General features: G+C 68.9%; 22 protein-coding genes and 1 riboswitch. Of the genes, 12 read left to right on the top strand and 10 right to left on the bottom strand.

The window, feature by feature from the left end:
- Positions 1-12: 12 nt before the first annotated feature.
- From MYK68_RS05990 to MYK68_RS05980, 3 genes are read right to left on the bottom strand one after another with little or no spacing between them, the layout of a single operon-like run.
- Complete coding sequence (locus MYK68_RS05990) at positions 13-333, bottom strand: putative quinol monooxygenase (RefSeq protein WP_247866945.1); 321 nt, start codon at positions 331-333, stop codon at positions 13-15.
- A gap of 52 nt (positions 334-385) precedes the next feature.
- A complete protein-coding gene (locus MYK68_RS05985; RefSeq protein ID WP_247866943.1) occupies positions 386-1,618 on the bottom strand; it encodes an alpha/beta hydrolase family protein in 1,233 nt (410 codons plus the stop codon).
- A 26-nt stretch (positions 1,619-1,644) separates the two neighbouring features.
- Positions 1,645-2,922: a lipase family protein gene (locus MYK68_RS05980; RefSeq protein ID WP_247867942.1), complete on the bottom strand. Its 1,278-nt coding sequence runs from the start codon at positions 2,920-2,922 to the stop codon at positions 1,645-1,647.
- A 114-nt stretch (positions 2,923-3,036) separates the two neighbouring features.
- A riboswitch (cobalamin riboswitch) is annotated at positions 3,037-3,222 on the top strand.
- A gap of 25 nt (positions 3,223-3,247) precedes the next feature.
- On the opposite strand from MYK68_RS05980, the gene MYK68_RS05975 reads away from it, so the two are divergent.
- From MYK68_RS05975 to MYK68_RS05960, 4 genes are all read left to right on the top strand, one after another.
- A complete protein-coding gene (locus tag MYK68_RS05975; protein WP_247866942.1) occupies positions 3,248-4,216 on the top strand; it encodes an ABC transporter substrate-binding protein in 969 nt (322 codons plus the stop codon).
- A 65-nt stretch (positions 4,217-4,281) separates the two neighbouring features.
- Positions 4,282-5,277 carry a FecCD family ABC transporter permease gene (locus tag MYK68_RS05970; RefSeq protein ID WP_349306160.1) on the top strand — a complete coding sequence of 332 codons (996 nt, stop codon included), beginning with the start codon at positions 4,282-4,284 and terminating at the stop codon, positions 5,275-5,277.
- On the top strand, positions 5,274-6,086 hold the full coding sequence (locus tag MYK68_RS05965) for an ABC transporter ATP-binding protein (RefSeq protein ID WP_247866939.1): 813 nt from the start codon (positions 5,274-5,276) through the stop codon (positions 6,084-6,086). Before MYK68_RS05970 ends, MYK68_RS05965 begins: the two co-directional genes overlap by 4 nt.
- Positions 6,083-6,814: a (2Fe-2S) ferredoxin domain-containing protein gene (locus tag MYK68_RS05960; RefSeq protein WP_247866935.1), complete on the top strand. Its 732-nt coding sequence runs from the start codon at positions 6,083-6,085 to the stop codon at positions 6,812-6,814. Before MYK68_RS05965 ends, MYK68_RS05960 begins: the two co-directional genes overlap by 4 nt.
- 67 nt (positions 6,815-6,881) lie before the next feature.
- On the opposite strand, the gene MYK68_RS05955 is transcribed toward MYK68_RS05960, so the two are convergent.
- Positions 6,882-8,183: an alpha/beta hydrolase gene (locus tag MYK68_RS05955; protein ID WP_247866931.1), complete on the bottom strand. Its 1,302-nt coding sequence runs from the start codon at positions 8,181-8,183 to the stop codon at positions 6,882-6,884.
- Between the two features lie 265 nt (positions 8,184-8,448).
- On the opposite strand from MYK68_RS05955, the gene MYK68_RS05950 reads away from it, so the two are divergent.
- Positions 8,449-9,075, top strand: a complete 627-nt coding sequence (locus MYK68_RS05950) for an HdeD family acid-resistance protein (RefSeq protein ID WP_247866929.1) — start codon at positions 8,449-8,451, stop codon at positions 9,073-9,075.
- A gap of 106 nt (positions 9,076-9,181) precedes the next feature.
- On the opposite strand, the gene MYK68_RS05945 is transcribed toward MYK68_RS05950, so the two are convergent.
- From MYK68_RS05945 to MYK68_RS05935, 3 genes are all read right to left on the bottom strand, one after another.
- Entirely contained in the window at positions 9,182-10,264 is a 1,083-nt protein-coding gene (locus tag MYK68_RS05945; protein WP_247866927.1) for a Fic family protein, read from the bottom strand.
- A 457-nt stretch (positions 10,265-10,721) separates the two neighbouring features.
- A complete protein-coding gene (locus MYK68_RS05940) occupies positions 10,722-10,976 on the bottom strand; it encodes a hypothetical protein (RefSeq protein ID WP_247866925.1) in 255 nt (84 codons plus the stop codon).
- Between the two features lie 84 nt (positions 10,977-11,060).
- Positions 11,061-12,731: a cation:proton antiporter gene (locus MYK68_RS05935; protein WP_247866923.1), complete on the bottom strand. Its 1,671-nt coding sequence runs from the start codon at positions 12,729-12,731 to the stop codon at positions 11,061-11,063.
- An 18-nt stretch (positions 12,732-12,749) separates the two neighbouring features.
- On the opposite strand from MYK68_RS05935, the gene MYK68_RS05930 reads away from it, so the two are divergent.
- Genes MYK68_RS05930 through cysE form a run of 6 tightly spaced genes read left to right on the top strand, consistent with a single transcriptional unit; the run spans position 12,750 to position 16,586 of the window.
- Entirely contained in the window at positions 12,750-13,319 is a 570-nt protein-coding gene (locus MYK68_RS05930) for a biotin transporter BioY (protein ID WP_247866921.1), read from the top strand.
- Positions 13,316-13,996, top strand: coding sequence for an energy-coupling factor ABC transporter ATP-binding protein (locus tag MYK68_RS05925; protein ID WP_247866919.1), 681 nt, complete (start codon positions 13,316-13,318; stop codon positions 13,994-13,996). Before MYK68_RS05930 ends, MYK68_RS05925 begins: the two co-directional genes overlap by 4 nt.
- 20 nt (positions 13,997-14,016) lie before the next feature.
- Positions 14,017-14,424: a VOC family protein gene (locus tag MYK68_RS05920; RefSeq protein ID WP_247866917.1), complete on the top strand. Its 408-nt coding sequence runs from the start codon at positions 14,017-14,019 to the stop codon at positions 14,422-14,424.
- Positions 14,425-15,021, top strand: coding sequence for a CbiQ family ECF transporter T component (locus MYK68_RS05915; protein WP_247866915.1), 597 nt, complete (start codon positions 14,425-14,427; stop codon positions 15,019-15,021).
- Positions 15,022-15,069: 48 nt separating this feature from the next.
- A complete protein-coding gene (gene cysK / locus MYK68_RS05910) occupies positions 15,070-16,005 on the top strand; it encodes a cysteine synthase A (protein ID WP_247866913.1) in 936 nt (311 codons plus the stop codon).
- The gene (cysE, locus tag MYK68_RS05905; RefSeq protein ID WP_247866912.1) at positions 16,005-16,586 is read left to right on the top strand and encodes a serine O-acetyltransferase; all 582 of its coding nucleotides are present in this window, start codon (positions 16,005-16,007) and stop codon (positions 16,584-16,586) included. Before cysK ends, cysE begins: the two co-directional genes overlap by 1 nt.
- Here cysE and MYK68_RS05900 read toward each other — a convergent pair.
- Positions 16,577-16,915 carry a DUF1801 domain-containing protein gene (locus MYK68_RS05900; protein WP_247866910.1) on the bottom strand — a complete coding sequence of 113 codons (339 nt, stop codon included), beginning with the start codon at positions 16,913-16,915 and terminating at the stop codon, positions 16,577-16,579. The two genes, cysE and MYK68_RS05900, sit on opposite strands and share 10 nt — an antisense overlap.
- A gap of 38 nt (positions 16,916-16,953) precedes the next feature.
- Between MYK68_RS05900 and MYK68_RS05895 the strand changes: the two genes are divergently transcribed.
- On the top strand, positions 16,954-17,967 hold the full coding sequence (locus MYK68_RS05895; RefSeq protein ID WP_247866909.1) for a DUF6670 family protein: 1,014 nt from the start codon (positions 16,954-16,956) through the stop codon (positions 17,965-17,967).
- A 10-nt stretch (positions 17,968-17,977) separates the two neighbouring features.
- Here MYK68_RS05895 and MYK68_RS05890 read toward each other — a convergent pair whose 3' ends face one another.
- Together MYK68_RS05890 and MYK68_RS05885 are read right to left on the bottom strand one after the other, a co-directional pair.
- Positions 17,978-19,699 (bottom strand): GMC family oxidoreductase N-terminal domain-containing protein, encoded by a 1,722-nt coding sequence (locus MYK68_RS05890; RefSeq protein ID WP_247866908.1) that lies wholly within the window; start codon positions 19,697-19,699, stop codon positions 17,978-17,980.
- A gap of 50 nt (positions 19,700-19,749) precedes the next feature.
- On the bottom strand, positions 19,750-20,148 hold the full coding sequence (locus MYK68_RS05885; protein WP_247867941.1) for a DUF1622 domain-containing protein: 399 nt from the start codon (positions 20,146-20,148) through the stop codon (positions 19,750-19,752).
- Positions 20,149-20,151: the final 3 nt, after the last annotated feature.

Below are 20,151 nucleotides of genomic sequence, written 5' to 3'. Positions count from 1 at the left end.
CGGCGACGACGGTCAGTCGACGGCCATCTCCCCGAGCAGATCCCACTCGTCCCGGTCCATCCGGACGTTCCGGACGCTCGGGGTCTTCTGGAGCAGCGGCGGCAGCTCACGCTGCGCCGTCCGGAAATGCTCGCTGGTCACGTGGGCTTCGGCGGCGTCGTCCGCGAAGGCCTCCACCAGGACGTATTCGTTCGGGTCGTCGACGCTGCGCGACCAGTCGAACCAGAGGTTCCCCGGCTCGGCGCGCGTCGCCTCGGTGAACGGCCGCGACAGGGCGATCCAGTCGTCGGCGTACTCGGGCTTGACGGTGAATTTCGCGACAATGAAGATCATGGTCCCAGCCTGCCATCAAAAGCCTGACATCGAACACGGGCTGCACGCGACGCTAGGTCAGGATCTGATCCAGCCGCGCGAAGACCCGTGTCTCCGTGAGACGGCGCGCCAGCGGCTGACAGTGGTAGTCGGCGCCCTCCGCCGCGGTGAAGTGCACCACCTCGGCGCGACCACCGGTCCGTTCCGCGAGCATCTCCGACTGTCCCGGCCAGAATTGCTCGTGTTCTGGAGCGGTGAGAATCAGCGGCGTCGTGATCCGCGCGGCCTCAGTGTCGGACAGGACGTATCGATCCACTTCGGCGAGGGTGTCGTAGTAGCTGTCTTGCCCGTACGGCCGGGCGCGGAACTTCCAGGTCCGCGCCGCGGTCGGCGAGAGTCTCATTCCGAGGGCCATGTCGCGGTCGAACGCCTCGCGTTTTCCCGCGTGGAAGAGCTTCATCAAGCTCGCGGGAATCGACGACTCCCACGATGCCGCCACGCGTACGACGCCCGGATCGGCCACCGCGGCCGCGAGCCGGTGCTCCGTCGCGAGCGCGCTAGGCAGCCAGTAGCCGCCCTGACTGATCCCGTACCCCACCAGGCGGTCGGGGTCGACGCCGTCCTGCGCCACCGCGAAGTCGACCACGGCCGTCAGTACCGCGCCCCAGTCGGCGCGGAATCGGGTCCCCCGCTCGAAGAGCATCGACTGCTGTCCGGGGCCGTCGAACATCAGCACGTGATAGCCGCGGGCCAGGGCCGCGCCAGCTCCGGAGGACCACTGGTCGCTGATCGCTCCGTCACTGCCGTTGACCATGATCAGCGTGGGGCGCTGCTCGTGGCCGACCGTCCGGAAGAAGTAGCCGGGCAGCGTCGTGCCGTCGTACGGAATCTGGACGCGGGTGACACGTTGTCCGCACGCGTCGACGAACGCGTCCCAGCTGGAGCGTTGCAGGCGGAACGTCGGAAGGAGCGGGTCGTCGTGCTTGAGTGCGCTCGCCGCGTTCACGGCGACGGCGAAGTAGGTCGCCGCTCGCAGGTACGACGACGATGCGCTCACCGTCCGGCCCGCGTCGCGTTCGGCGTCCGCGTCGGCCCGCACGCGTCGTCCCAGGGCGAGCCACGCGTCGAACCAGCGCTGATGATCACCGTCGGGGACGCCGTCGATGGCGGCGAGTACCTCCCCCACATCCGAGCCCCCGTGCGCCGACGCGCCGAGCACGCACCGCACCGAGAAGTCGAAGTCCTTGTCCCGATAGAACCCTTTGCTGAACACCCGGTTCAGGTGCGAGTCGAACGGACCGGCCATGGCGATTCCTTCATCGGTCGGTGCCGTCACGGCACCGAGGTCGGGCTGAGGCCGCCACCGGGTCTCAGCGTGGCGCAGTTCGAGGCCGTCGGCCTCCTTGCGAAGCGGTCGGTGAGGAAGCGCGCGGTCTGCTCCTGGAAGGGAATGAACGCCTCTCCATGCGCCTTGCCGGTGAACTGCGCGTACGACACCCGCACACCGCGGCGGCAGTACGAGTACGCGAGACTCTCGACGTCGCGGGTGATCATCACCCCGTCACCGGTGCCGTCGACGTCACCGACGCCGAGGAGCATCGGTATGCGCGGGGTACCGGATGTGCCCATGATGTTGTCGTTGATCGCCCGCACGACACCCGGCACGTCGAGCAGCGAACGGTAGGGCGGTCGTACCATGTCCGCGTCGGTCAGCCCCGGATATTTCGCGGCGAAGGCGTTGATGCACTGCGACGACACCGTCTTGACGATCTTCTTGCCCCGTGCGGACAGGAACGCATCGGTGTCCAGCGAGTACGCGCGCCGATAGGCGACGATCAGCGCCGGGATCACTCCCGCCCAGTCCTTGCTTCCGCTGACGTAGGGCAGGTTGTGCGCGAGGTTGACCGGAAGTCCGCCCGCCGCAGCGGCGATGAGCCGGATCTCCGGGGCGTATGACGGCGCCACCTCCGCGCCCCACTGCGTCGGCACCGAACCGCCGGAGTATCCGGCCATGGCGACCGGCGTGGTCGTCGGCAGCCGCAGGATCTTCTGCGTCGCGCGGACCCCGTCGAGCGCGGCGTATCCGGCCTCCCGCCCGATGGTCCACTGCAGATCGGGGCCCTCGTAGTCGGGCACCACCACCGTGTACCCCTGGGAGAGATATCCGCTGATCACACCCTGTTCCAGGGTTCCGGCCGCGCCGGGGGAACCCGCGCCGGTGAGCGTGTACGACGGGTCGCATTGCGGCCCGAGCGCATCGTAGGCCATGTGATACGACAGCAGCTTCGGCGGTCCGGTGACCGGGGGCTGAAGGATCGTCGCGACTGTCGACGTCGGCCGCCCCTGTTGATCGGTGGTCCTGTACAGCACCTGGGAGCTGCGGATCGGCGCCGTCGCCCCGCGGTAGCCGAAGGGCACCGACCGGGTCCGGAGCACCGCGCCGGGTGCATAGGCGCCGAGCAGACCGTCGTATCGGTAGAACGGGTCCGCCGAGGGCGGCGGGATCGGTGGTGCCGCCGAGACCGGAGCCGATCGCCACCCCGGCCCGACGACGGCGAGGAGGACGATCGCCAGCACTGCACCGACACGATGACGAACCGTGCCATGCATGCCGGCACGCGGTGACCTCATCAAGGAATGTTCCCACGATGGACCCGGTCGCCGGTGATCATCGACAGAAGTACCTGTGTACCTGTCCGATAGCGTCCCACCGTTCGCGCGCTACCATGCAGGCGACGTCGCGGTGTTCGGGAAGTCCGGTGAAGTGCCGGCGCGGTTCTCGCCACTGTGAGCAGGTCCGGGTACCACGACGGGGTATGTCCCCAGCCACTGGGCGCTCAGCGCCCGGGAAGGTGTGGTTCCCGGTAGACCCTGCGTAGCCAGGAGACCGGCCGCGACGTGAACCGATTCCACGAGATATGGAAGGCGGGTCGCTTTGCGCACCCTCACCACCGTCGCGGCCGCATGCACCGCCGCCGCGCTCACCCTCACGCTCGCCGCCTGCGGCAGCAGCACCGACGACAAGGCCACCGACGGCGCGATCACCCTGAAGAACTGCGGTCACACCGTCACGCTGAAGGCCCCGGCCACCCGCGCGATCACCGTCAACCAGGGCGCGACCGAGTCGGCGCTCGCGATCGGCGCCGAGAACGACATGATCGGCACGGCCTACCTGGACGACGAGATCGCCCCGCAGTTCAAGGCCGCCTACGACAAGATCCCGGTCATCGCCCCCAAGTACCCCGACCTGGAGACCGTGATCAGCAAGAAGCCCGATCTCGTGGCCGCGTCGTACGGTTCGGCGTTCGCTGACAAGGGCATCGGCACGCGCGAGGAGCTGGCGAAGCTGGACATCGCGACCTATGTCTCGCCCTTCGGCTGCGAGAACAAGGCCGACCGCGCGGCGTCGTCGTGGGATGCGATCGCCGGTGAGGTGTCCGACTACGGCAAGCTCTTCGGCCGCACCGACGCCGCCGACGGCGTGAACAAGAAGATGCGCGACACCCTCGCCGAGCTCAAGAAGAAGGACGCGGGCAAGGGCACCACGATCATGTGGTGGGACGACGCCACCGATACCCCCTCGGTCGGCGCGAAGAGCGGTGGACCGCAACTCATCATGGACGCGGTGGGCGCCACGAATGTCTTCGCGGACCTGGACGGCAACTGGGCCGACACCAGCTGGGAGCAGGTCATCAAGGCCGACCCGGACGTCATCGTGCTGATCGACGCCAACTTCTCCCGCGCCGACGCCAAGCGGCAGTTCTTGGAGAGCGACCCGGCGCTAGCGGGCCTGAAGGCCGTGAAGAACAAGTCGTACATCGTCATCCCGTTCTCCGAGTCGACGCCGGGGGCGCGCACCATCGACGGTGCTGTGACGCTGTCCGACGCGCTGGCGAAGCGCTGACCCGGACCACCGGCGCACCGGCCGCGCCGCGCCGATCGCGCGTCACCTTTCCGATGCTGGTGGCGGTGCTCGTCGTGCTGGTCGCGCTGAGCATCGGCGCCGGCGTGGTGATCGGTTCGGTCGGACTCAGCCTCGGCGACGTCGCGGCGGCGGTCGGCGCACGCCTCGGGTTCCACACCGGTGTCGGCGCGGGGAACGAGTACATCGTCGTCGATCTGCGGATGCCGCGCGTGGTGACCGCCGCCGCGGCCGGCGCCGGCTTGGCCGTCGCCGGCGCCGTCCTGCAGTCGCTGACCGGGAACGTCCTGGCCGACCCGTACCTGCTGGGCATGTCGTCCGGGGCATCGGTCGGCGCGGTCCTGGTCCTGGTGACCGGGCTCGGCGTCGGGGTGGGGGCCGGCCTCGGCCCGGTCGGTGTCGCCGCGTTCGTCGGCGCGCTCGGCGCCCTGGCTCTGGTCTTCGCGATCGCGACCACCCGGACGGGGGCGTTGCTGCCCAACCGGCTGATCCTGGCCGGCGTCGCCGTCGCACAGGGCGGCGCCGCGATCTCGTCGGCGCTCGTCTATTTCAGCGATCCGCACGCGGCCGCCGCGGTCCTGCGGTGGACGCTCGGCTCGGTGGCCGGTGCCCGCTGGCCGTCGACCACGCTGGTCACCGTCATGGTGATCCTCACGCTCGGCGTCGTCTGGTCGTACGCGCGCACGCTCGACGCCTTCGCATTCGGCGACCGCGCCGCGTCGAGCCTCGGCATCTCCGTCACCGCGACCCGCTGGACGCTGTACATCGCCGTCTCGCTGTGCACCGCGGTGATCGTCGCGAACTCCGGCATCATCGGCTTCGTCGGGCTGGTGGTGCCGCACGTCGCCCGCCTGATCATCGGGCCGCTGCACCGGCGGATGCTGCCGGTCACGGCGCTGCTCGGCGCTCTGCTTCTGGTGTGGACCGACATCCTGGCCCGCAGCATCCTGAATCAGCAGGAGTTGCCGCTCGGCCTGGTCACCGCGATCATCGGTGTCCCGGCGTTCGTCTGGATTCTGCGACGGCACGGGGCGGCCGCATGACCGGGACGACGTCGCCGGCGCTGTCGATCCGCCTCGAGGACGTCGGGTACGCCGTCGGCGAGGCCCGGCTGCTGACCGGGATCACCGCCACCGCGCCGGCCGGCGGGTTCACCGGGCTCATCGGGCCGAACGGGTCGGGCAAGACCACCCTGCTCTCGACCATCGCCCGCTGGACGCGTCCGGACACCGGCCGGGTGCTCCTCGGCGACCGGCCGGTGCGCAGCTATCCGCACCGCGAGCTCGCACGCGTCGTGGCCGCCGTGGAACAGCATTCGGCCACCGAGACCGAGCTGACCGTCGAGCAGGTGGTCGATCTGGGCACCATTCCGCACGCCGGGAGCCGATTCCGGCGGGTCGACACGCGAGAGCTGGTCGACGACGCCCTCGCCACGCTGGGTATCGAGGAACTGCGCACCCGCACGTGGCAGTCGTTGTCGGGCGGCGAACGCCAGAAGACGCAGATCGCCCGCGCCCTGGTGCAGCAACCGAGAGTCCTGCTGCTCGACGAGCCCACCAATCACCTCGACACGTCCGCCTCACTGGACGTGCTGACCCTGCTGCGCTCGCTGCCGATCACCACCGTCGCCGCCCTGCACGACCTGCAGCTGGCGGCCATGTACTGCGACCATCTGATCGTGCTCGACGACGGCCTGCTGGTCACCGAGGGGCCGCCCGCGCAGGTCCTGACCCGCGAGCTGCTGGCCGACGTGTACCGGCTCGACGTCGAGATCACGCCGCATCCGCGCACCGGCGCGCCGATGGTCGTGCTGTGCGGGACCATCGGCGGCCCCGGCCGGGGAACGCGATGACGGCCGACTGGGTGATCGTCACCGCCCCCACCGACCGCGGCGACGCCCCGGCCCGCGCGCTGACCACCGCACTCGGCCGGCTCCGCGCCGCCCGGCCGGACATCGAGTTCCGCGTCGCGGTGCTCGGCGGATCGGACACGACGATCACCGAAGCGCTCGACGACGCCACCGGCGCCGGGGCACGGGCGGTGCTGCTGATCAGCGGGCAGACCCTCGGCGACGCCAAGCAGGACTCGTGGATCGCGCGGATCGTCGGACATTGGCTGCGCACCCGGCCTGCCGGAACACCGACGCCGCAGGTGCGCGTCGCTCCCCTGCTCACCGACCACGACGGCTTCGCCGGACTGCTCGAGCGGGCGATCGACGACGGCGGCACGCCGGCCCGGACCACCACCGCACCGATCCTCTCGCCGGCCTGGGAGCAGGTCCCCGCCTTCACCCGTCACGTGCTGGTCTGCCGCGGACCCCGATGCAGCGTCGAGGGCGCCCGCGAATCCGCCGCGACGCTCAGCAGGGCGCTGGCCGATCGCGGGCTCGGCGACGACGACGTCCTGACGACCGTCACCGGCTGTCTGTTCCCCTGCGCCCTCGCCCCGGTGATGGCGGTCTACCCGGACGGCACCTGGTATTCGGGCATGCGGCCCGATCGGGTCGAACGGCTGGTCGTGGACCATCTGGCAGGCGGAGAGCCCGTGGCGGAGTGGATCGCCCGGGATCTGCGGGGCTGAACCAGACGACGGCGCGCGCCGAGATGTGCCGGGTCACGAGACGACTTTCCCGGGTTCGTCCGCCCGGTCACGGTGCGGTGATGCCCAGTCGATACGCCAACCAGGGAAGACTCCTCCGGAGCCCGACGCTCCACACCTGCCAGGTGTGCGCGCCCGGAAGCACAAGCAGACGAACGTCGATACCCGCATGCCGACAGGCCGCGTACACCAGCCGCTGCTGCGGACCGAAGGTGGTGTCGGCTCGGCCCAGCCCGATGATTCCCGCCACCGACGGATGCGGCGCGGCGGCCAGCATGTGGAGCGGAGTGGCCCTGGTGTAGGCGGCCGCGTTTCCGTTGAACGCGACCCGGATCGTCTGCGCCCGGGTAGCGAGTGACGGCTCGACCTCCCCCGACAGGTCGATGAACGTCGGATACGTGGCCGGCCTGCGGAGTGCGAGCTGCCACGCGCAGGTGCCGCCATAGGAGAGTCCGGCGATGGCCCACCGGCGACTATCGTCGTCCACTTGCAGATGGCGGCGGATCCACATCGGGACGTCCACGGCCAGGTAGCTCGCACTGTTGCCCAGCCGGGAATCCATACACATCGGATCACCGAGCAACGACCCGGTGGCGTCGGGCATCACGACGACCGGCGCCAGTCCCCGATGGGCCGCGGCGAACCGGTCCATCGTGGCCGCCAGGCCGCCGGCCGTCAGCCAATCCGACGGACTGCCGGGGATTCCGTGCAGGAGCACCAGCACGGGCAGCAACGGTCTTCTCGGATCCGAGTACGCCGGCGGCAGGTAGATGTAGGCCCGTCGGGTGACGGTGAAGCGAGATACCTTTCCCGGGATGTAGACCTGCGTCACCACGCCTTTCGCCGGCGGGCGGACGGTGGGAGTCCAATCCTGATCCAGCGCGCGGCCACTCACCGGGAGCTGCGGCTGCTCGACCACCGCGGACACCGACTTGAAGGCGACTTCACCGGCGGCAGGCAACCCGAGAGCGGCGCGGAATGTCGGGAACTCGCCGTAGTAGCGGTTGACGCTGTTCGCGGCCATGGCGACGACGACCAATACCGTGACGACCACGACCCCGCGCTGCCACCACGTCGCTCGCCATGCCCTGGCGACGCCCAGGGCGATCGCGCCCGCGCCGAACCCGATCCATGCCAGGACCTCCACGGGCACGGACGCGGAATACAGGACGTGGTCGATCACCTTGTCGGCGATGACGCTGACGATCACGCCGATCATCACGACGATCGGCACGGTCCGCGACCACCATCCACGCCGTCCCCGGGCGGCGAGAAGGTAGATGCAGGAGACGGCGCCGAGGATCACCACGACGCTCGGAACCGGTCCCCGCAGGAGCGGCCAGTCAAACACGGGCGCGGTCCGGTCCTACGGACCGCCCGTCACGTGAGGCGCCCCGTTCTTCCTCCGGTGGGGTTCCAGAAAGGCCTCTGCCTCGACTCGCGTGTGCCACAACCACATACTGGCGAAAACTCGAGGCCGCGCGCCACCGTGTTCTCCCGCGCAGGCCGTCGGACCCGCGTGATTTCAACTGTCGCGACGCCGCCTCCCGGGGGATATCGTCACCATGAGCGGCCGGCACACCCGTGTCCGTGCTGTCTGACCAGGAGGGGAAGCCATGACAACGAACAATCCGGTGGGCGCAGCGGTTCTCGGCGGCGTGTCCGACATCGTCGATCGCACGTGGAAGAGTCTGCTCGGGATCGGTATCGCGTCGATCGTGCTGGGCATCATCGTGCTGGTCTGGCCGGGTAAGACGCTGGTCGTCGTCGCCGTCCTGTTTGGTATCTACCTACTCATCTCCGGCATCTTCCAGGTCATCGCGACGTTCGGTGTGCCCGATGCCGACGGCTGGTGGCGTCTCCTGACGTTCGTGTCCGGAACCCTCTCGGTGATCCTGGGCGTCATCGCCCTGCGGCACCTCGGGTCGTCGCTGGCCCTGCTGGCGATCTGGATCGGTATCACCTGGATCTTCCGCGGCTTCTCGAACCTCTCGCTGTTCGCCGGTTCCCCCGGCGTCCCCGGCCGCGTCGCCGGCATCATCCTGTCGATCATCACGGTGATCGCCGGCATCATCCTGATCGTCAGCCCGCTCACGTCGATCGCGACGCTCGCCCTGGTCTCCGGCATCCTGCTGGTCGTGGTGGGTGTCTTCGAGGTGATCGACGCGTTCAGCCTGCGGAGCTCGGCGAACAACGTCCGGGACACCGTGTCCACGCTCCGGGACGCGGAGTCGAACGCCTGACAGCCGGCGTACGACGCCACGGCGGCGTCTGACCCGTCGTCTACAGTCACCGCTGTGATCACCGGTGGGGCATGCACCGCAGGTTCTGATATCGCGGAAGCCCAGTTCATTCCGGGCGCGTCAACACGTCCATGAACTCGTCGTTGACGAAGAGGACCTCCCGGCCGGCCTTCACAGCGCTGAGAAGCCCAGCCTCCACCAGCGCATGCAGCCAGGTCGAGGCAGTCTGGCGAGAGACATCGCACCGATCTGCGACCGTGCTGATGCGGCAGTACGGCTGCTCGAAGAGGACTGCAAGGAACTGAGCGTCACGTCCACCGGGGGTGGCACCTCTGGCTCGCTCGGCGATTTCTTCCTGACACGAACGAATCGAACCGATCTTGCGCGTCGTCGAGGTCGCCGATTCGCGCACCACCTCGAGCATGTACAGGATCCAGTCGATCCATGCGCCCTCGGCCGTCACCGCGCGCAGCAGGCGGTAGTAGTCGTTCTTCCGTGCGATGATCGCGCGCGACAAGTAGAGGATGGGGTCACGCAGCAGTCCGGCTTCGATCAGCATCAGGATATTGATGACACGGCCCGTGCGTCCGTTCCCGTCGTGGAACGGATGGATCGCCTCAAACTGAAAGTGCGCGAGCGCCATGCGTACCAGTGGGTCGAGTCCATCGTCGGCGTGCACGAAGCGCTCCCAGTCCGCGAGCTTCTCCCGGATGATCTCCGCGCCCTCGGGTGGCGCATAGATGACCTCGCGTGTTGCCGGGTTGGCGATCCGTGTTCCGTGCATCGTCCTGACCGTCATCTCACGACCCTGCAACTCTGAGCAGACACGGGCAGCGGTCGCCGCGGTCAGCGGTCGATCCCGGATCGACTCGACCCCTGCGAACAGTGCGCCGCGGTACCGCAACGCTTCCTTGGTGGCGTGATCACCTCCGCCAGAATCGGCGTGCTTGAACAGCTCGTCGGCAGTCGTCACGATATTCTCGATTTCAGAGCTCGCCTGCGCCTCCAGGAGCGGGACGGCGTGAATCAGGATGTTGGGGTTCGGCAGCAACTGACCGGCCTGAGCAAGCGTGGCCAGTGCGGTCCGGGCCTCGATCGTCGCCTTGAGGACCCGCTTAGGCTCAAGATCGAGACCGACCGGCGGCAGAGACGGCAGATCGTTGAAGGGAATTTCCGGGTTCCATGCCACGTGGTAGCTCCTTCAACACATTCGCCATTCATGTTAAAAATTATCCACAAAGCTAACATGTTTTGGAGACATGTTAGCTCGCTCGACACAACGACACACACGTCGTCGCACTGAACCCAGCGCGACGCCTATGCAGCCTCACGCCTGTCGAATCGCCCACCAGCCGAACGCGATAGGCTCGGCGTCGACCGCAACCCATTCCGGGAAGCGGTGTCCCCTCTGGGATGATCCCGGTGCGGCAACGGACGCCGTGCGTGAGCAGGTGTGCTCCCCGCGCGAGCGGGGATGTTCCGCGCCGGGGCCGGCGCGCTCTACCGCCCCCGTCACGGGGCCGGGAAGTTCGGGTATTCTCGGAAGTGGCGAGGGTGTCCCCTGTTTCACAGGGGAGCGCACCCTCGCCTTTCACATCACGGTCAGTCGGCGTCGAGGTCGATCTTCGTCAAGGTCCCCCGAGACATCACCCAGAGATCCGATAGCCGGTACTTCTGTCGGCCGACGTTGAATCCGCGAAGCTCGGCGTCGACGCGTCCCGCCACGACACCCCGACCGTCCGGAACGAATCGCGGTCGTAGCCACTGGCGACCATCAGCGCGAGCTGGGCGACCTCGCGCCAGCCGAGACCGAAACTCGCCTGGCGGCGCTCGGCGCGCTTGACGAGCGTGCTCCCCGCGCGAGCGGGGATGGTCCGTGGCCGCACCCTGGAACCAGACACACCCACAGGCCATCCATCCAACGACACGCCAACTCTCCCCAGCAGGACCTCCGCCATCGACGACACCACAGTCCCCGCGGCGCGCTATTCGACGTGCCGACCCCGCAGCTCGATGGCGATCTGGGACGCGTCCACGTTCATCAGCGCCTCCTCCAGGATGTCGGCGTCGAACGTGCCGTCGTCGCGCGCGTCGAGGAGCGCGACCCGCTGGGCGTCGAGCACCGCGATCCGGTGCCGCAGGGCGAGTTCGAACTCCGCCTGACGGTCGTCGCCGGCCGGGGGTTCCGGCTCCGGTACCGCTTCGGCGGCATCGCGGATGAGTTGCAGAAGCCGCTCGCGTTCGGCCGCGTCCTGGGCCGCGCGCGAGCCGTCGTCCTTGGGGGCGATCATCGCGAGTAACGGCCCGATGGTGCCGCCCTGCACGGTCAGCGAGGCCACCGCGACCGCGTAGGCGACGAGAATCAGTATCGACCGCTGCGGGGTGTCGGCGGGCAGGGTCTGCGCGGCGGCAACGGTCACGGCACCGCGCATGCCGGCCCACACCACTGTCGTGCCCTCCCGCCAGCCGAGCGGCTCCCGCAGAAAGTAGTCGATGTCGGCGAGCCCGCGGGTCACGCGCGTGGCGAACTTGTCGAGCCGCTTCTCCGACAGCGACCGGCCGCGGGTGGCCTCGAACTTCTCCGCGGTGCGCGCCCGGCCCTCCGGCGTGCTCAGCTTCTCCTGCAAGCTCTCGAAGCGGGGCTGGGCGCGCGCGTATCGCCGGGCCCGGCGAGCGATGACGCCGAGTGCGGGCGCGAAGTACGCGGCCCGGATCACCAGAGTGAGCGCCAGCGCCGCGACCGCGATCACCAGCGCCGTGCCGACCCCGGCGTGATCGCGCTCCACGCTCTCCACGATGTGCTTGATCTGCAGCCCCATCGTCAGGAACACCACGCCCTCGAGCACCAGTTCCATGGTGTGCCAGTTCTGCGTGTCCGACAGCCGGTTGCGCGGCGACAGCACCCGCGGCGCGCCCACCCCCGTCACCAGTCCGGCCACCACCGCGGCCACCAGCCCCGAACCACCGGCCAGTTCCGCGGGCACGGCCGCGATGAACGGCACCGTGAACGACACGACGGAGTTCACCGGCGCCGCGGCGATGAACTTGCGGACCCACAGGTTCCCCACCCCGACCAGCGCACCCACCACGGCCGCGACCAGCACCGACCAGGCGAACGTGCCCAGCGCGCCCCAGAAGCTGAACGACGCCGCGGTGGCCACGATCGCGGTGCGCAGCACCACCAGGGCGCTCGCGTCGTTCAGCAACGACTCGCCGTCCAGGATCGCCACCACCCGTTTGGACACCGACGTCTGCTTGACGATCGACGTCGCCACCGCGTCCGTCGGGCTGATGATCGCACCGAGCGCCACGCCCCACGCGAACCCCAGATCGGGGATCACCAGCATGAAGAAGACGCCGAGCAGCAGCGCACTCGCCACCACCAGCACCACCGACAGTCCACTGATCGCGCGGAACTCACGACGGAAGTTCATCGCCGGCATCGACACCGCCGAGGAGTACAGCAGGGGCGGCAGCAGACCTTCGAGGATCCACTCGGGATCGATCTCGACGTCGCGCAGCGCCGGAACGAAGCTCGCCCCGACCCCGATCGCGACCAGCAGCAGCGGAGCGGCGAGACCGACCTTCGGTCCGATCACGGTGGTCGCGGCGATCGAGAGCAGTGCCACCACCATGATGACGAGTGATTCAGCCATCTTATTAGGCTGTACTACGTGCCAGGCTTCCTCAAATTCTCCATCGGCGACATCACCCAGGCCGCCGTCTTCGCAGCACTCATCGTGGTGCTGGGTCTGCCCGGCTCGTTCAACCTCGCCAGCGGCGTCCCGATCACCCTGCAGACGATGGGCGTCATGCTGGCCGGCGCCGTCCTCGGACCGCGCAAGGGCACACTCGCCGTCGTGCTGTTCATGGTGCTGGCCCTCGCCGGCCTGCCGATCCTGGCCGGCGGCCGCACCGGCACCATGGCGATCGCCTCCCCCACGGCCGGCTACTTCCTCGGCTTCCTGCCCGGGGTGATCGTGATCGGTCTGCTGACCGCCCTGATGATGCCGCGCTACCGGATCTGGCTCGGCATCATCGTCAATCTCGTCGGCGGCGTGCTCGTCATCTACCTCTGCGGTATCGCGGGCCTGATGCTCCGCGGCGGCGTCCCCTTCGTCACCGCGATCACCACCAACGGGCCGTTCGTCCTGGGCGACGTGATCAAGGCGGTCCTCACGGCGCTGATCGCCGCCGCCGTGCACCGCGGACGGCCCGGCCTGATCACGCCGATCCGCCGGTGACGGGCATCTCGTTCGACGGGGTCGCCCACGCGTTCTCCGGGCGGCCGGTCCTGCGCGGGATCGACCTCGACCTCACCGAACACCGCATCGGGATCATCGGTGCCAACGGCAGCGGCAAATCGACGCTGGCGCGAATGATGAACGGCCTGGTGATTCCGGACTCGGGCACCGTCACCGTGAACGGCCTGAACGTCGCCAAACACACCCGGAAGGTCCGGCGGCAGGTCGGCTTCATCTTCTCCGATCCGGACCGGCAGATCATCATGCCGACGGTCCTCGAGGACATCGAACTCTCCCTCACGCGCACCGATCTCGACAAGCAGCGACGACGCGAACGCGCCCTCGCCACGCTGGGCGACTTCGGCCTCGCCGGGCATGCCGACCAGCCGTCACACACCCTCTCCGGCGGTCAGAAGCAGCTCCTCGCGCTCGCGTCGATCATGGTGATCGGCCCCCGCATCCTGATCGCCGACGAACCCACCACCATGCTCGACCTGCGCAACACCCGGATGCTGCACGACGTCCTCGCCGCGCTCGACGAGCAGATCATCGTGCTCACCCATGACCTCGACCTGCTCACCGGCTACGACCGGGTGCTGGTCCTCGACGACGGCCGCGTGGTCGCCGACGACGAGCCCGCACCCGCGATCGGCTTCTACCGCCGTCTCATGTCGTAGTCCCGGCGCATACTGACTCCATGACGTTCACCCCGTACCTCTTCTTCAGCGGCGACTGCGCCGACGCCTTCACCCGCTACCACGAGATCTTCGGCGGCGAGCTCTCGATCATGCGGAACTCCGACGCTCCCGCCGACGCGCAGATGCCCGGCGGCGGCGACTTCGTGATGCACGCTTCCATCGCGCTGCCCGACGGCGGCGGCTTCCTGGGCTCGGATGACCCCACCGGCGACGACGGCCCCAAGACCGGTTTCTCCGTCTCGTACACGGCCCCCGACCTGGACAGCGCCCGCACCGTCCACGCGGCGCTCGCGGACGGCGGAACCGTGACCATGCCGGTCGAGCCCACCTTCTGGGCACCCGGGTTCGGCATGTGCGTCGACCGGTTCGGCGTGCCGTGGATGATCAGCGTCGCGCACAGCAAGTAGATGCTCGGCGCCTACGTCCCCGGCTCTTCGCCGATCCACCGGCTACCGGCCGGGTTCAAGCTGGTCGCCCTGCTGGGCGCGATCATCGCGATGACCCTCACCGTCCGCACCCCGGTCGGTGCGGCGGTCGCCGTCGGCGCCACCGTCGTGGTGTTCGCGCTGGCCGGGATCGGTCCGGTCCGCGCATGGCCGATGATGCGCGGACCGCTGGTGATGATCGCGCTGATCGTCGTCCTGCAGCTGTTCCTCACCGACTGGCGCAAGGCGACCGTGGTCGGCGCGGTACTCCTCGCCTCGATCGGCCTGGCCGCCGTCGTCACGCTGACCACCCGCACCACCGATCTGCTCGACGCGATCGTCCGCGCGCTGTCGCCGCTGCGGAAACTCGGCGTCCGGACAGATTTAATCGCCATGGCTTTAGCCTTGACAATCCGCTCGATCCCGTTGCTCGCCGAGCTGTTCACCCAGGTCGACCAGGCACGACGCGCCCGCGGGCTGCGCGCCGGCCCGCGTGTGCTGTTCGTCCCCGCGGTGCTGGCCGCATTGGATACCGCCGATGGTTTCGCAGACACCCTCGCCGCCCGCGGGCTCGACTAGGCTCGGAAACGACGCCCCTCTGCCCACTCATGAGTCTAAGGATTCCCCGTGTCGAAGATCTTCGATGATGTGACCGCCGCCGTCGGCCGCACCCCGCTCGTCCGGCTCAACCGGATCACCGACGGCGCTGCCGCCACCGTGCTGGCGAAGCTCGAGTACTACAACCCCGCGAACTCGGTGAAGGACCGCATCGCGGTGTCGATCATCGACGCCGCTGAGGCCGACGGCACCCTGCCCCCGGGCGGCACCATCGTCGAAGCCACCAGCGGCAACACCGGTATCGCCCTGGCGATGGTCGGCGCCGCCCGCGGCTACAACGTGGTGCTCGCGATGCCCGAGACCATGTCGAAGGAACGTCGTGCGCTGCTCCGCGCGTTCGGCGCCGAGCTGATCCTGACGCCGGGCGCCGAGGGTATGGCGGGCGCCGTCCGCAAGTCCGAGGAGATCGCCGCGGAGCGTCCCGGAGCCGTCCTGGCCCGGCAGTTCGCCAACCCGGCCAACTCCGCGGTCCACCATGCCACCACCGGCCCGGAGATCTGGGACGACACCGACGGCCAGGTGGCCGCGCTCGTCTCCGGTATCGGCACCGGCGGCACCGTCACCGGCGCCGGCAGCTACCTCAAGGAGCAGAACCCGGAGATCAAGGTCTTCGCCGTCGAGCCCGAAGAGTCGCCCATCCTCAACGGCGGTGCCCCCGGCCCGCACAAGATCCAGGGTCTGGGCGCCAACTTCGTCCCGGAGGTCCTCGACCGCGACGTGTACGACCAGGTGATCGACGTCAACGTCGGCACCGCCATCGAGTGGGCGCGCCGCGCCGCCACCGAGGAGGGCCTGCTCGTCGGTATCTCGTCGGGTGCCGCGCTGGCCGCCGCCGTCGACGTCGCGAAGCGTCCCGAGTTCGCGGGCAAGACCGTCGTCGTCGTGCTTCCCGACTTCGGCGAGCGCTACCTGTCCACGCCGCTGTTCGAAGGGCTCGTCGACTAGTGTCCGCCGCGCAGCCCGGCCTGGCGGCCATCCTCGCCGAAGACCTCCAGGCCGCCTGCGACCGCGACCCGGCGGCCCGATCCAAGTTCGTCGTCGCCATCGCCTATCCCGGCGTGCACGCGCTGTGGTTCTATCGCGTCGCCCACACCCTGTGGATCAGCGGCCTGCCGCTGAAGCTCCCGGCCCGGCTGCTGTCGCAGTTCGCCCGGTTCCTCACCGGGGTGGAGATCCACCCCGGTGCGGTGATCGGCCGCCGCTTCTTCATCGACCACGGCATGGGCGTGGTGATCGGTGAGACCGCCGAGGTCGGCGAGGACGTCCTCATGTTCCACGGCTCCACCCTCGGCGGCACCAGCATGAACAAGGGCAAGCGGCATCCGACCGTCGGCGACCGTGTACTGATCGGTGCGGGCGCCAAGATCCTCGGCCCCATCACCCTCGGCGACGACGTCAAGGTGGGCGCCAACGCGGTGGTGGTGCACGACGTCCCGGCCGGCTACGTGGCCGTCGGCGTCGCCGCGAAGTCCCGCCCCGGACCCGACACCGTCGACCCGTACGCCGAACCGGCGCTCTACATCTGATTCGCGGCGACCGCCGCCCGGATCAGTGCGACGAACGCGTCCTCGTCGAGCACGTCGTTCTCCCCGAGGTCGACCGCGCGGCGCGTGCCCGCGGTCAGGCTCGCGTTGAACACCGACGCCGGATCGGGCAGCGATGCCCCCTTCGCGAAGGTCACCTTCACCTTGTCCTTGTAGGTCTCGACCGTGCAGACCAGGCCGTCCAGCGAGAACGTCGGAACCCCGTCCGGGTTCGACGGCTTCCGCCACTTGGCCTCCTCGACGATCGCCGGATCGGCCGCCCGGATCAGTCCCTTGATCTCCTCGACCCGTGTCTCACGCCAGTCACTCATGACTCTCACGGTAGCGCCCGTGTGGTTGACTGCTGACCGTGAGCTCCCTCCTCGACCGCGTACTGCAGCACACCGGGAACCTCGTCAACCGGATCGGCCCGCTGAACGGCGCGCCCTACGATCCCGCGCTGCCGTCGCATCCGCCGACCGGCGGCTGGGGGGTCGCCCACTACGGGATCATGGTGCCCGATCTCCCGGCCCCGGTGAACTTCTTCGACGTCATCAGTCTTTTCGGTACCGCGAAGCGCATCCGCGCCTACTCGGTGCCCTCGCTGGTGCGGACCACGCCGGAAGACTCGGCCTGGCTGCTGCTCGGCTCGGCGGTCTCCCGGGACAACTTCCGGCCCTACAGCATCGCCGACGATTGCACCGTCACCGAGGACGCCTCCGACATCCGGATCGGCGACGTGCTGCGGATCCGGCGCGACCACGAGATCACCGTCCACGCCCGCCCGGACGGCCTCACCGCCGATCTCGTCCTGCGCCCCACCGAGCACATCTCCCACTTCGCGCACCTGCCCGGCGTCTACGACCACTGGAGCCGGCTCTGCGAATACGAGGGCACCTTCACGCCCGACGGCGGCGAGCCGATCACCAGCAGCGGACTGTGCACCTGGGAGTACGCTCGCGGCCGGACCGACGTGCCGCTGCCGATCCGGTTCTTCACCTATCAGATCCTCAACATCAGCGACCGCGTGCAGGTGCTGATGACGGAACTGCTGGGACCGGCAGGCATCCCCTTCCAGCGCATGGTCTTCGTCCGCGACCTGGACCGCGGCACCGCGACCTATACGCGCGGCTTCGTGAACACCGTGCACCGGCGCCTGCCCACGCACACCACCCCGGACGGGGCCGCGATGGAGCTGCCCGCCGAATTCACCTGGTCGGTGAACGACGACGACGGCCGCGAGCTGATCACCGTGCACGGCGTCGCCCGGGACGACTTCGCCTACGGGATGGCCGCCGGCTTCGCGGGCAGCTACGACTACACCGGCCGCTACCTCGGTACGGAGATCGCCGGCGGCGGCTACATCGAGTGGATCGACCGCTGACCGGGAATCGCTAGACCGGCGTGATCGGCAGGCGCAGCGCGCCGGGCGCCCCCTCGGGCACCACCGGTGACACCGGGCGCACCGGCGCGAGCCGCCGGTAGGGCTCGCCCTGCGCCGGCCGCTGGTCGTCCTCGCCCTTGTTCGGCCACAGCGAGGCCGCACGTTCGGCCTGCGCGCTGATCGACAGCGACGGATTGACGCCCAGGTTCGCGGTGATCGCGGCGCCGTCGGTGACGTGCAGCGTCGGGTAGCCCCAGACGCGGTGATACGGGTCGATCACGCCGGTGGCCGGATCGTCGGAGATCACGCAGCCGCCCAGGTAGTGGGCGGTCATCGGCATGTTGACGATGTCACCCCAGGTACCGCCGGCCAGGCCGCCGGGCAGCTTGTCGGCGATCCGCCGGGTCGCCTCGTTGCCCTTCGGAATCCACGTCGGATTCGGCTCGCCGACCCCCTGCTTGCTGGTGACGTACTTGAACGGTCCGCGCTTGCGCACGAAGGTGGTCAGCGAGTTGTTGTTGTTCTGCATCACCAGCGCGATCACCGTCCGCTGGCTCCATTTGCGGACCATCAGCAACCGCACCAGCATCAGGGGATTCTTGACGACCTGCTTGAGGAACTGGCCGAACCGGTTCGCGACACTGCCGCCGTCGGTCAGCAGCGTTTGCAGGTAGGCCATGGCGTTGCTGCCCTTGCCGTACCGGACGGGCTCGATGTGCGTGTTCGACGCCGGATGGAACGACGACGTGATCGCGACACCCTCGGAGAAGTCCTGGCTCGGGTCGTAGGTCGCCGACTGCGCACCCAGGATCGACTCGGAGTTGGTGCGGGTCAGCACGCCCATCGCATCGGAGATCTTCGGGAGCGTCGAGCCCTTGGCCCGGTGCATGATCTTCTGCGTGTTGAAGGTGCCGGCCGCCACGATCACCTGGCCGGCGGTGAACTGGCGCCGCCGTGCGCCGAACGGGCCCCACGACGACGAGCCGTGCGCCGAGACGATCCACGATCCGTCGCCGCGCTGTTCGAGCCGGTCGACGGTGGTGCGGTCGATAACCCGCGCGCCGTTCGCCTCGGCGAGGCCGAGGTAGTTCTTGAGCAGGGTGTTCTTGGCGCCGACCCGGCAGCCGGTCATGCAGGCGCCGCACTCGGTGCAGGCGGTGCGGCGCGGTCCGGCGCCGCCGAAGAACGGATCGTCGACCGTCTCCCCCGGCGCTCCCGCACCGCCGGTCTTGGCGCCGAAGAAGACGCCCACCGGCGTCGGCCCGAAGGTGTCGCCGACGCCCATCTCCTCGGCGACCTCCTTCATGATGCGGTCGGAGTTGGTGAACGTCGGATTGGTGACCACGCCGAGCATCCTCCGCGCCTGGTCGTAGTGGGGGCTGAGCTCGGCTTCCCAGTCGGTGATGTGATTCCACTGCGGGTCGGTGAAGAACGGCGTCGGCGGCTTGTACAGCGTGTTCGCGTAGTTCAGGGATCCGCCGCCCACGCCGGCACCGGCCAGGATCATCACGTCTTTGAGCATGTGGATGCGCTGAATGCCCATCAGCCCGAACTTCGGCGCCCACACGAACTTGTTCAGCCGCCAGCTCGTTTTCGCGAACTGGTCGTCCTCGAAGCGCCGGCCGGCCTCGATCACCCCGACCCGGTATCCCTTCTCCACCAGCCGCAACGCGCTCACGCTGCCGCCGAAACCGGAACCGATGATCAGGACGTCGAAGTCGGTGCTCGCCATGACAGACGATACTAATGAGCGTTGTCACAGTAGAGATAGGAAGTGTGCCCTTACCTGGACGCCGCCCGATCCTTCGCCACCTGATGGGCGACGACGGTCGCACCGCTGGTGAGCAGGGCCCGCCGCCACGGCAGCACGCCCTCGATCTCGATCTGGATGGAGATCGACAGGATCGTCCGGATCAGCACGATGATGCCGAGGATCAGCGCATCCTGCAGCGACGGCTTGGACGTGATGGTCCGGACCAGATCGGCGGCCACCAGCACCTCGAGACCCAGCAGGATCGCCCCGCCGAGCGTCTGGCGGACGACGGCGAAGACCTCCTCCCCCGGCCGGCCACGCAGACCGGCCCGGACGCCCAGGACGATCGCGACGACGGTGCCCACGACCATCACCACAGCGCCGAGCGCCTCGAAGGCGACCGCCACCCACGTGAACACGTCCTCCATCAC

Source organism: Gordonia sp. PP30, assembly GCF_023100845.1.
Classification (GTDB): Bacteria; Actinomycetota; Actinomycetes; order Mycobacteriales; family Mycobacteriaceae; genus Gordonia.
This window is presented reverse-complemented; position numbering and strand designations above follow the sequence as displayed.

Coding starts and splice junctions, on each gene's coding strand:
- MYK68_RS05935 (WP_247866923.1), bottom strand. CDS start 12,731: ATGGCTGAATCACTCGTCATCATGGTGGTGGCACTGCTCTCGATCGCC.
- MYK68_RS05960 (WP_247866935.1), top strand. CDS start 6,083: ATGACGGCCGACTGGGTGATCGTCACCGCCCCCACCGACCGCGGCGAC.
- MYK68_RS05990 (WP_247866945.1), bottom strand. CDS start 333: ATGATCTTCATTGTCGCGAAATTCACCGTCAAGCCCGAGTACGCCGAC.
- MYK68_RS05915 (WP_247866915.1), top strand. CDS start 14,425: ATGCTCGGCGCCTACGTCCCCGGCTCTTCGCCGATCCACCGGCTACCG.
- MYK68_RS05965 (WP_247866939.1), top strand. CDS start 5,274: ATGACCGGGACGACGTCGCCGGCGCTGTCGATCCGCCTCGAGGACGTC.
- MYK68_RS05900 (WP_247866910.1), bottom strand. CDS start 16,915: ATGAGTGACTGGCGTGAGACACGGGTCGAGGAGATCAAGGGACTGATC.
- MYK68_RS05950 (WP_247866929.1), top strand. CDS start 8,449: ATGACAACGAACAATCCGGTGGGCGCAGCGGTTCTCGGCGGCGTGTCC.
- MYK68_RS05890 (WP_247866908.1), bottom strand. CDS start 19,699: ATGGCGAGCACCGACTTCGACGTCCTGATCATCGGTTCCGGTTTCGGC.
- MYK68_RS05980 (WP_247867942.1), bottom strand. CDS start 2,922: ATGCATGGCACGGTTCGTCATCGTGTCGGTGCAGTGCTGGCGATCGTC.
- MYK68_RS05920 (WP_247866917.1), top strand. CDS start 14,017: ATGACGTTCACCCCGTACCTCTTCTTCAGCGGCGACTGCGCCGACGCC.
- MYK68_RS05985 (WP_247866943.1), bottom strand. CDS start 1,618: ATGGCCGGTCCGTTCGACTCGCACCTGAACCGGGTGTTCAGCAAAGGG.
- MYK68_RS05885 (WP_247867941.1), bottom strand. CDS start 20,148: ATGGAGGACGTGTTCACGTGGGTGGCGGTCGCCTTCGAGGCGCTCGGC.